Source organism: Saprospiraceae bacterium, from assembly GCA_016714025.1.
Lineage (GTDB): Bacteria > Bacteroidota > Bacteroidia > Chitinophagales > Saprospiraceae > Vicinibacter.
On sequence record JADJOB010000002.1, the window covers coordinates 1,867,501 to 1,880,464 of the forward strand.

2 protein-coding genes are annotated in these 12,964 nt (G+C 39.0%); both read left to right on the forward strand.

Going from position 1 to position 12,964, the window contains the following annotated elements; genetic code table 11:
• Positions 1-35 precede the first annotated feature (35 nt).
• Positions 36-12,356, forward strand: coding sequence for a T9SS type A sorting domain-containing protein (locus tag IPJ80_10515; GenBank protein MBK7913918.1), 12,321 nt, complete (start codon positions 36-38; stop codon positions 12,354-12,356).
• A 26-nt stretch (positions 12,357-12,382) separates the two neighbouring features.
• Entirely contained in the window at positions 12,383-12,775 is a 393-nt protein-coding gene (locus tag IPJ80_10520) for a hypothetical protein (protein MBK7913919.1), read from the forward strand.
• The last annotated feature ends 189 nt before the right edge of the window (positions 12,776-12,964 follow it).

A 12,964-nucleotide genomic window follows, 5' to 3' on the forward strand; every position in this document is an offset into this window, starting at 1 on the left:
AATGGTATTTATATATAGAACCTAACTCAAATCTCATGAAAAGACGTAGTCCTATTGGATTTACTATTAGATTCATTTGTATCCTTTTTCTATCCCTGGGATCCTATTTACAATCCACAGCTCAGGTTGATGTCAATTCTTCAGGAGGTACCATGATGGCCAGTTATACCAACCTGGCAAATGCATTTTCTGCTATAAATGCAGGTACGCATACTGGTATTATTAACATAGGAATTTCTGGAAATACTACAGAACCGGTAACCGGGGCTATCCTCAATGCGAGTGGTGCGGGTTCTGCAAGTTATACCTCCATTTTAATAGTACCGATAGGTGGCGCAGCCCGAACAATTTCCGGTGCTGCAACTGCCGGTTTGCCATTGATAGATTTGAATGGGGCAGACAATGTAACCTTCGATGGATTGAATGCAGGAGGAAACGCATTAACGATTGAAAACACAACGGTATCAGCTACAACTGGAACCTCAACAATCCGTTTGCAAGCAGATGCAACAAACAACACGTTTATCAGATGTACTGTAAATGGTGCAGGAACCATGTCAGTAGGTACCAATGGAGGTAATTTCTATTTTGGGGCAGGTTCTACAACAACAGGAAATGATAATAACCTGATTTCAAATTGTAAGATTGGTCCAAGTGCAGGTAACCCATTTACCAAAGGAGTATACAGCAATGGTACGATTACAACAACTGCACAATATAACAGCAACAATACCATTACAAATTGTGAAATTTTTGACTTTTTTGGAGTATCCGCACAGTCTGCCGGTATTTATATTACATCGGGTTCAACAAATTGGACAATTACTAATAATAAATTCTACCAAACCACCACAAAAACACAAGTTACTACAGGAACGATTCATGCTGCAATTCAGCTTGCCAGTACCAACATAGTGGGTTGTATAGTAACCGGAAATATTATTGGATTTGCAAATGCAGCCGGTACTGGTCAGTATAGTCTTGTTGGGGTTTCAACCTCATCCAGAATGGTTGGTATTTATTCATCAGCATTAGGTACTACAGAACCTACAATAATTAATAATAACACCATTCAAAACATCAGCTTAACCGGTATCTTAAGTACCACAACGACCATAGCTTCCTTTATAGGCATTCAAATTGCGAGTGGTTGGGTAAGTGAATGTAATAATAACATTGTGGGAAGTTTGGATGGATCCAAAACGATTTCTGTAAATTCTACTACAACTTCTACTTCAGAAATGTATGGCATATACAGCAGTGTATCGATTGCTGCTGTTACTGACTTTAAAAACAATTTTATCGGTTCTCTTACATATACAAATCCAGGAACTGCTGCTTGCGGTATTGTTGGAATTAGAGCAGGAAACACAGCTGGAAATACCCTCACCATAGAAAACAATATTATCGGAGGAGTTGGTGGTGAACTTAAAACTGTCAACAACTCCACACTGGCTAGCTTAAATGGGAATTCTGTTATTGGAATTTATGTTCAAACTTCCACAGACATTATCAAGAATAATACGATTTCTAACTTAACTACCAATAACCAATCAACTGGAACAGCAACAACTGCTTCTATTCATGGGATCTATATATCTTCCGCTGCCCCAGGTACACTAGTTACCGGAAACAAGATTCACACATTGAGCAACACATCTCCAGCTGCAAATTGTTGGATAAATGGAATCACTGTTTCCACTACAACGGCAACCGTTACTTTTAGCAACAATTTCCTTCATTCATTTAATATTACTGGAACTGGAACAACCGCTACCATAAATGGTATTTATGTTTCTGGTGGAAATTCAAACTATATTAATAATATGATTCGTTTGGGTTATACCGCTGCCGGAACTTCTATCACCAATGGCTTACAAATAAATGGTATTTTCGAAAGTTCAGGAACCAATAATTTCTTCTTCAATTCAATTTATATCGGAGGTACTGGTGTTGCAACTTTAACAAATAACAGCTTTGCATTTTTTAGTAATGCAGTTACGACTACTAGATATTATGGAAACAATGTATTCTATAACGCACGTTCAAATGGTGCTTCAACAGGAAAACATTACGCTGTAAAAATTGCAGGAACTACTCCAAATCCAACAGGTACTACAATTAATTTCAATGATTACCTGGCAGATGGTACAGGAGGTGTACTAGGTCAATATAATTTAGTAGACCAGACAACCCTTGCAGCCTGGAAAACAGCTACGGGACAAGATTGCAACAGTATTTCATCCAATCCTAAATTTTTAAATCCAACAGGTACCAGTTCAACCGTGGATTTGCATATTAACTCCGGGATGGCAACTCCTGTGGAAGGCGCTGGCCAAGAAATCGGTTTTATTATGGATGATTTCGATGGACAAACCAGATCTGCTTTATCCCCTACGGATATTGGTGCGGATGCAGGAAATTTTACAGTATTTGATGTTTCTCCACCGAATATAAAATACACTCCGCTTTTAAGTGCATGCGGTACAGGAAATGTGATTTTAGCTCCGGTTTCAATTTTAGACGCAACGGGAGTGCCTACAGGCGGTGCTACAAGACCCCGGGTATATTATCGTAAAAATGGAGGATCCTGGTTCTCAAATCCAGGAGTCTTATTAACAGGTACCGGTACAAATGGCGAATGGCAATTTACGATGCTTGCCGGGGATATGGGTGGACTTGTGTTGGGTGATATCATAGATTATTATGTGATCGCACAGGATTTAGCAGCTCCAATTAATATTATATCCAATCCTTGTGGTGCAAATGCTACAGATGTAAATACTATAATAACGGCCCCTCCAGTACCCAATACAATCATTGTTAAAAATGCAATGTCTGGTACGTTTACCGTTGGGATTGGTGGAAATTATACCACTTTAACCGCTGCTATCAATGATTATAATAATCGTTGTGTAAGTGGACCTATTACCTTCTTATTAATTGACAATTCCTATCCTACTGAAACCTATCCAATTTCAATAAATGCAATTAGTGGTCAATCTTCTGTAAATACAACAACTATCAAACCTGATGCAGGCAAAACGCCCGTCATTTCTGGAAGTTCAGCAAGCTGTATCTTTAGATTTAATGGTGCAGACTATGTAATAATTGATGGTTCTAATGCTGGTGGAACAGACAGAAGTTTAACTTTAAACAATACAAATACTGCAAGCAATACTGCAGTGGTATGTATTCAATCCTTAGGCTTAGGATTAGGTTCAACCAATGACGTAGTAAAGAATTGTAAAATCATCGGCGGTTTAAGTACTGGAGTAAATTTTGGAATTCATATTGCCGGCACAACCATTTCAACAACTGCAACCGGTGATGATAATGATGATAATACCCTCCAGAACAATTTGATTAAAATGGTGCAGTATGGAATTTATTCCAATTCAAGTGCAGCAGGTAAAAATGACAATTTAAATATTCTTTCAAATGAAATTGGTTCAGTGGTTACTGCGGAACAAATTGGTTTAAATGGATTGTTATTAGCCCAAATTAACAACTCAACGATAGCTAAAAATGAAATTTTTAATATCATAGGGACTTTAACAAATCCTACCGGGATGCGGATTAATGCGGGTACCACCAATACACTGATTTCTAGCAACCGGATCCATGATTTACAATACACAGGAACAGGTGGCTACGGTGGAAAAGGAATTGACCTGGCGGTTTCTACGAATGCGGCTATTACCATTTCAAATAATTTTATTTATAATTTATTGGGTGACGGTTGGAGTGCAATGACATCTGATGCTATTTGTGGTATTCGCTTATTATCTGCCAGTACAAACATCAATGTGTACCATAATACGGTAAATTTAACTGGGTCTATTTCAAGATCCGGTGCCACAGCCGACGTAAGTGCTGCATTTTATGCTCATTCGGCTGCAGCTTTATTGAATGTAAAGAATAATATTTTTATTAATAAATTAGAAAACACTACAGGAGTAGCAAAAGCCTATGCTATTTATACAGAAGTTGGCGGTTCAGCATATAGCAGTCTTGACAACAATAATTATTTTGTATCCGGACCGGAAGGGGTGCTTTCAAGAATTGGAGCTGTTGATTATTTGACATTAACTGATTGGAAAAATGCCATTGGAAAAGATGTATTGGCAAAAAATATTGATCCTTTGTTTGTTAGTGCAACTGATTTACACCTGCAAAATAATCCTGCAAATGAATGTTTTAATCAAGGTGGAATGCCTATTCCATCCGTAACAATGGATATCGATATGGAAAACAGATCCTTATCAAATCCTGATATCGGGGCTGATGAATACAATCCAGCTGGAAATTTGGTAATTGCCGTTAATGAAACATCAGGTACCGTAGATGATAAAAGAATATGCCTTGGGGCCTCTGCTACCATAACAACTACAGGAGGAATTTCTCATAAGTGGAATACGGGTGAAACAACAAATATGATTACAAAATCACCTGCTGCTGCATTAACAATTTACTATGACACTGTAACTTTAGCTTCAGGTTGCACTGTTGTGATGTACGATACGATTTTTGTTCTCCCACTTCCAAACGCATCCATCAGTCCTTCCAATCCGAGTATCTGCTCTGGAACCAGTATTAATTTAACTGCATCTGGTGGTGGAACTTATTTATGGGATAATGGAACGACAAATCCAGTGAGGTCTGTGTCACCAGCTTCAACAACTAGCTATACAGTTACCGTAACAAATGCAAATGGATGCACTGCTACGGCTACTGCAACGGTTACCGTTAATATGTCGCCTACTGCAACCATAACTCCAGCTGCACCTACCTTATGCAGCGGTTCTGTTCAAACATTGACTGCAAGTGGTGGCATTAGTTATTCCTGGAGCACGGGCGCAGTTACTCCTGCAATTAATGTGAGTCCGGGTTCAACTACAAGCTATACAGTGACCGTAACTGCAGCCAATGGTTGTACTGCATCCAAGACAGCCACGGTTACAGTAATTCCTGGTGTTTCTACAACCGAAACCCATGTTGAACCAACAAGTTGTATTTCTTTAGATGGTTCAATAAATCTTACTGTTACGGGCCCTGGCGGTTATTCTTATAACTGGACTACACCAGATGGAACCGGATTAATTAATGGCCAGGAAGATCAATCAGGACTTTCTGTAGGTACTTATATAGTAACCGTTACAGCAGGAAATGGATGTACTGCAACGCGATCAATTACCTTGGCTGGTCCTGGAAATTGTGGTGGTTGTCCATCAATAGGAGCCTATACAACAAATACCTCTCAAATCTGCAAAGCCATAAATTTCGTTTCTACCGCAAGTGGTTTGACCAATATGGGTAGCATTTATGGAATTCGATTTGTTTATTCAACTTCAGCTTTGGCTGATCCTTATACCATGGGAACTACTTTAGGAACAGTTCCAAATGCCTCTTTAACTTCTGGCGGAACAGTTGCTACATTAAATGCAAGCATTCCGGCAATTGGAAACTATTTCTTATATGCTGTTTTATCTCCGGCACCAATTAATCCAAATTGCAGGCCGTTTAAATCTACTTCAATCGTAGTTTATAATTGTGTTGCAATGATCACAGATCCATGTTCTTGTAAAAACAATGCAACAACTCAAACCAACGGACAATTTAATGATATTGTCACGGTGAATGCTCCAAGTGGACAAACCTGGACAGTTTCAGCGAATACAGGTTTTTATCAGTCTTCAAGTCCGGCTCCTCCAGCTCCTCCGGTAATTATTCCTATAGGAACCGCTATGACCAATGGTACTCTGGATGGTATCAATAATGATGGCGACGGACAAACGGATGAGCCAGATGAAAATGTTTATTACACATTGCGAGGCGTACACGTAGATGCCTTGGGTTATAATATCACTGTTACTAATTCAGCAGGAACAAGTTCTTCCATTGGAAGTACTTGTTACTATCCAAATCCAAGTATTAATGGATTGGCCAGTACCTTCTGTCTCAACGATCCAGCGGTAACTTTATCTGGATCAGCCCAATTAGGGGATGGTTCAGGTACTGCAATGGGTGTTGGAACATTTACTGTGAATGGAGTACCACGTACTGTGTTTGATCCTGCTGTTCAGGGTGTCGGTACCCATACTGTTACCTTCTCATTTGATGCTGCTGATGGCGTGCCAAATGGTTCACATCCTGGTTGCATTCAAGCAATATCACAATCTGTAATTGTAAATCCGGTTCCAACCGTAAATCCGGTTACAAGTACTTCTTATTGCGTGGGTCAAACATCGCCACAAATTAATTTTACAGGAACACCAGCAACGGGGGTCATTTTTAATTGGACCAGAACACCGGAGGCTATAGGTCTTGCACCAACCAGTGGTTCAGGATTTATTCCGTCATTTGTTACCACCAATGCAGGAGCAACTCCTTTAACTTCTACCTTTACGGTGACACCTTCCTATACAAGTGGTGCCAGAACTTGTACAGGTACACCAATCACGTTTACAATTACGGTAAATCCAACACCAACTGTAAATGCAGTTGCTGATGTTCAATATTGTCATGGAGATGTTACTGCAGTTATAAATTTTACAGGATCAACTCCGGGTGCAACTTATACCTGGACGCGTACTCCGGAAGCTATCGGATTAGCTGCGACCAATGGAACTAACTCTGTTCCATCCTTTGTAGCATCCAATCCTACAGCAGTGCGTGTGACCAGTACATTTACTGTAACTCCAAGTTATTCTGATGGAAGAGTTACCTGTACCGGTACACCCATTACATTTAGAATATCCGTATTGCCTCAACCGGTGGCTCGTTGTAAAAACGCTACACTTTATCTTGACAAAAATGGCTCTGCTACCTTAACTGTAGCAGATATAGACAATGGAAGTACAGCAAGGACTTTAAGTCTAAGTAAAACAAATTTTGATTGCGGCAATGTGGGTGTAAATACAGTTACTTTATTTGCGAGAGATTCTTGCATGAAAGCATCAACTTGTACTGCTACTGTAACTGTTTTAGATACCATCCGTCCAACCATGTTCTGCCCATCAGATTTAACCATTAATCTTGATCCAGGTGAATGCGATCGGGCAGTTCAATTTGTGGATCCTTACGCAACGGATAATTGTGGCCTGACTAAATCCACCACAACAGGATCTATTACCACAGCATTTAATTCAAATAATCAGTTTGCTGGAGCCATGTGGAATGTGACGAATTTGACAGGGGGGCCAATCATATTAAATTCATTTGCTACAAATATTTCAGCAACTGTTGGTACCAATTGCATAGGTGAAGTCTATTATACTCCGACGACTTACGTGGGTAAAGAAGCTAATCCAGCTGCCTGGACCTTATTGGGAACTGGAAATGCTCCATGTGCTGGATTAAACATGCCTACACTTTTCAACATCGGTGGGTTGGTAATTCCAGCTGGGCAGTCATTTGGTTTATATTTCAATTTAGCAAATTATACAGCAGGTTCTATTGTATTAAGGTATACCAATGGAAACATTACATTTAATAATGGTGATTTGTTATTAACTCTAGGAGTTGGAAAAGCTAATCCAGCTTTTACAGGAGCAACTTTTTTAACCAGATATTGGAATGGAATAATTAATTATACAAAAGAAACTATTATTGGTGGAGTTCCAACCATCATGCAAACTGATAATTCCGGATTTAAAAACGGAGACATATTCCCAAGGGGTACTACTTGCTTGAGTTTTAAAGCCACCGATTTTAATGCAAATACCAATGCATGTACATTCTGCTATACATTAGTAGAATATCAAAATCCAGTTCACTTCTTAACTTGCCATGATGAGATTCAAATCAGTCTCAATGAAAATTGTTATGCAACCGTTGGAGCTGATGAAGTATTGTCTGGCGGTCCTTACGGTTGTTACGATGATTATCTGGTTGAAATCAGGGATTGGGTGACAAATGCTTTGATCGACCGGTTCCCAAATATACCGGGTGTTCAACTGGGTTCTCAAGACATTGGTCGTGAATTTAAAATTACCATCATCGATCCGGATACCGGAAATTCTTGTTGGGGACATGCAACTGTAGAAGATAAACTACCACCAATACTTACTTGTGCCCGGGATACTTGCGTTCCTTGTGGTTCTGGTACTACGCCATTTTATACAGGTATTACCGGAGTTCGTGAGAATTGCAGTTCGTATTCTTTAACTTATGAAGATGATGTAACTCAAGGCGGTTGTGGTGCAGGTTTTGAAGAAAAAATCATCCGCAAATGGACAGCCATAGATGGTTATGGCAATAAAGCGGTTTGTATTCAGACCATCATCGTGAAATTAGCTACAATTGCAGATGTTGGCGTTCCTGATAATTACGACGACGTAGAACAACCCGCATTAGCTTGCGACGAAAAAATCAATACAGTTAAAGATTATACACAACATTATTTAGCTTACCCATATTGTGTGGATGGATATTTATTGGATTCTGCTTATTGGTTTGCAACCGGTGGCTTCCTGCCCAGTCCAAATGGTGACCTTGCAGGAGAACGTAAACCGCGCACCTTGGGTTGGAATGTAATTGATACGGGAAAATATATTGGACATCCAAGTCCATTCCCAATTTATTGGCCAGCTCATCCAAGTTGGCGTCCAAACAATCCAGTTTGTTGGGGTCCGGATGAAGTTATCATGTGGGCTGGAACAGGAACTCCAACAGGAGCAACCTGTCACAACCTGGGGATGACTTTCCGCGATATTGTTATTGATATTGCTAAACCAGGTTGCGACGCAGGCCCAATCGGTTGTTATAAAGTAATCCGTCAATGGACCGTATTGGATTGGTGTACCGGTGTAGCCGGTGGCCACAACCAAATTATTAAAGTGGTTGATCGCGAAGGTCCACAAATTTTATATCCGGATACAGTAGTCGCCAATATGGAGCCCTGGAGATGTTTAGGCATCTGGGAAGTTCCAAAACCTTGGTTAATCGATAATTGCAGTAATGAAATTCATTACACAATCAAAATGTTGAATGGGGTAGTTACAGGCAATGAAATAGATGGCTTCGTGATTCGCGATATTGAACGTGGAGTCAATGATGCATATATCTATGCTGAAGACTGCTGTGGAAACATAACTAAAAGAAGAATTGCAATCAACGTAATTGATAATACACCCCCAGTTGCGGTATGCGATCAAAAAACATTTGTAAGCATAACCGGCAATCAAACTCAGGGTGAAAATTTTGCAAAAGCATTTGCAGAAGATTTTGATCAGGGAAGTTTTGACAATTGCAGTCCACACGTATTCTATAAAGTAATCCGGATGGAGCAACTTAGAGGAACGAATAATGGTAGCAATGCAAACCAATCTGATAATGGTACCAATTGTACCGGAATTAATGGAGATGATAATGCACTCTTAGATGGCAATCAAATTTATTTTGACGACCATGTTAAATTCTGTTGCACCGATGTAGGTAAATCCATTATGGTGGTATTCCGCGTTTTTGATATTGAACCAGGTGTTGGTCCAATTCCGCCAAACCGGATGAATCAAGGGGGCGCATTGTTTAATCACTACAGTGATTGCATGGTAGAAGTTGAAGTTCAGGATAAGAGCGTACCTACCGTAGTGCCTCCACCAAATATTGTGGTTAGCTGTTGGTTCTGGTTTGATGTAGACAAAATTTCTGATCCAAATGATGCCACGTTCGGTAGAGTTGTAAATGATTTAAGTTTAAGACATAAAGTGGTAACCAATGATTTAGTTTGTTACAACTATTGTGTTCGAAATGATATTACGGGTTATCCTGGTTATGTACCTGGAGCACCTCCATCAAACCCACCAGCTTGGAATCGTGCTTGTGATTATTACAGGGTGTTGTTTGATACCGCACATTATGATAGAAAATATGAATTGGTATGGGGTTTTGATGGTACGGTATTGGGTGCATGTGGAACCAATTATTCCATTTCTGTAAATGACAATCGCGAATGCGGACAGGGACAAATTACCCGAACCATTGTTGCGAGAGGTCCTAATGGAATCAGCGTAACCGGAACTCAAATCATTTGGGTGGTCGATTGCGATCCTTTCTATATTAACGGAGCAGACAATTGCGATCCGGATGATGATATCACCTGGCCGGGCAATTGTACTGGACAAGCAACTACGATTGACGGTTGTGGGGCTGATATCAGTCCTGATAATCCAGTTCTCGGACGTCCTGTAATTGAAAATAATGCGGATGATCTGTGTGCATTAATCAGTGTTGAATATGTGGATGAAATATTTACCATCGAACCGGATGCTTGTTTCAAAGTATTGCGTCATTGGACTGTTATTGACTGGTGTCAATACGACCCAAGTATAGATCCTACAAAAGGTCGTTGGGAATATTTACAGATAATTAAAGTTCATGATACAGACAAACCAATAGTAACTTTAAGTGTAGGTGATTGCGAACCGGCCACAAAAGTAAATGGCATATGTAGTGGACATATTGAATTTAGAGCGAGTGCTATTGATAATTGTACGCCATTGGATTGGTTAACGTATGAATATAAAATTGACCTTTATAATGATGGTATCGGTAATTATACAGGTGGCTATGATGCCATGGCTAGTCCATTGAGTCCAAAAGCATTTGCAGCGGGTCGCACTCCATTATTTAGTGATAATCCTTATGCAGATAATGCTTACAATACATCTCAAATAAGCGGAACTTATCCAGTGGGAATTCATAAAGTATGTTATTTTGTTGAAGATGGTTGTGGCAATGTCGGCCAGGCATGTCAATTTTTTGAAATTAAAGATTGTAAAGCACCAACACCTTATTGTGAAGTAGGAGTCATTTCTGTGGTCATGCCATCTTCAGGTTGTGTTACAATTTGGGCAAAAGATCTGGATCATGGAAGTTATGACAATTGCACCAATGCGGAAAATCTCCGAATATTCTTTGATGGAGATACTTCATTAATTAGCCGGACTTTCTGCTGCGATGATTTTGTAAATCAGGGTGCTAATGACGAATTGATTGTACCGGTTCAACTTTGGGTAATGGATGAAGAAGGAAATGCAGATTTTTGCAAAACGACAATTTTGATTCAGGATCCTCAGAATATTTGTCCGGATAAAAAGCCTTTGGGTAAGATCAGTGGATTGTTAAAAACTGAAAAGGATGAGACAACTGAAAAAGTTTTTGCCAGCTTGTATCAGTCTGGTTCAAAATTGAAGGAAATGACAACTGCATCCAATGGTAATTATCTTTTTGGTGATTTGAATTTTGGTCCAAGTATGGAGTATGTGGTTCATCCAATTCGTACAGATGATCCGGTGAATGGTGTAAGTACTGCGGATATTGTTAAAATTCAAAGACATATTTTAGGTATTGAAACATTAAACAGTCCATTTAAATTAATTGCTGCCGATGTAAATAATTCAGGCTCGATAACTGCTTCAGATATTTCTGATATCAGAAGATTGGTCTTGGGTGTCACAGATAAATTTGCTAAAGTTGATTCCTGGACCTTTATTCCTGGAAGTTATCAATTTGCAGATCCATTAAGTCCCTGGACAGCTCCAAGAGAAGCTGTTGTTCAGGTATTGGAAGCGAAGTTGTATACAGAAAACTTTATGGCAGTGAAGATGGGTGATGTTACCAACAATGCCCGTGCACACCAGCTTCATGGTACCACTGAACGTACTAATGGTAAATTGCATTTTGAGATTGATAAAGGCACTACCGAAACAGGTGAAATCTATACAATTGCATTTAGATCGAGTGATTTCAATGATATCTCAGGGTATCAGTTTACACTGAATTTTGATCAAACTGTTTTAAGCTATGAAGGATTTGAATCTGGTTTATTGCCTCTTAACGAAAGTAATTTTGGATTAGCACAGTTGGAAAAAGGAAAATTAACAACCAGCTGGGACAATCGAATTGGTGTTACTTCAAATTCTAATGAAGTATTGTTTAGTTTGATTTTCCGTGCAAATGCAAAAAGCCCAATTGAAAAATTGTTGACAATAACCAGCGATGTAACAACCGCTGAAGCGTATGATTCTAAATTGTCTGTTAAAGAATTGGCATTGGTAGTTCGCAAAGAGGGTAGTTTAGTTGAAACAGGTGTTTTTGAATTGTATCAAAATTCACCTAACCCATTTGCAAAAGAAACCAATATTAGTTTTAGACTTCCTGAATCAGGTGCTGCTAAACTGACCATTTATGATGTTACGGGTAAAGTTTTAAGAGTCTATGATGTACAGGGTGCGAAGGGATTGAATACCATTAAAATTTTGAAATCAGAATTGAATGGAAATGGGGTATTGTATTATCAATTGGATTCACAAAGCCATACTGCTACAAAACAAATGTTGGTAATAGATTAAATAATGTATTAATTAAATTGATGAACATGAAATATTTTCAATTAACGATATGCTTCCTTGCTTTGATGTTTTATGCCAGAACCACTTCGTTTGCGCAAACGGGAGTAGTACCTGAACTAAAAAGTGTTGAAGAAGCGGTAAAATTGGTTCGCGCTGAATTGCAACTGGTTAATGATGAAATTACTACCATTGCAAATAATGGCGGGGTGCCCGGTCAGGAATTAATGACTCAACAGCGTTTGTTTTTTGCAATATCAGAATATTTGGAAACGAATGCTCCTGGTACAACCACATTTCTTGCTTTAGGAAATAATTGTAATTATTTAGGCCTAAAAGCAGATGATGAAGCTTATCAGGATTTTATTTCAGGTGTTTGGGATGAAAATTTTTCAAAACTTATAAATATTCTTGCAAAATAATTAATTCAATTAAAGATTGCTCTAAATAGAAGCTTGGTAAGGATTGTAAATTTTGAAATCCGAATAAGTTCCTTAAAAACTGAAGATTGAAAAAATTGCATAAAACCGCTTAGGCAGCATTTGGAGATTCCGATAAGTAATAAAATACAAGCACTGAGAGTACATCCGGTGCTTTTATTTTTATGTAAG

Bases quoted from the DNA above. Each gene is read 5' to 3' on its own strand.
- IPJ80_10515 (MBK7913918.1), top strand. From the start codon at position 36: ATGAAAAGACGTAGTCCTATTGGATTTACTATTAGATTCATTTGTATC.
- IPJ80_10520 (MBK7913919.1), top strand. From the start codon at position 12,383: ATGAAATATTTTCAATTAACGATATGCTTCCTTGCTTTGATGTTTTAT.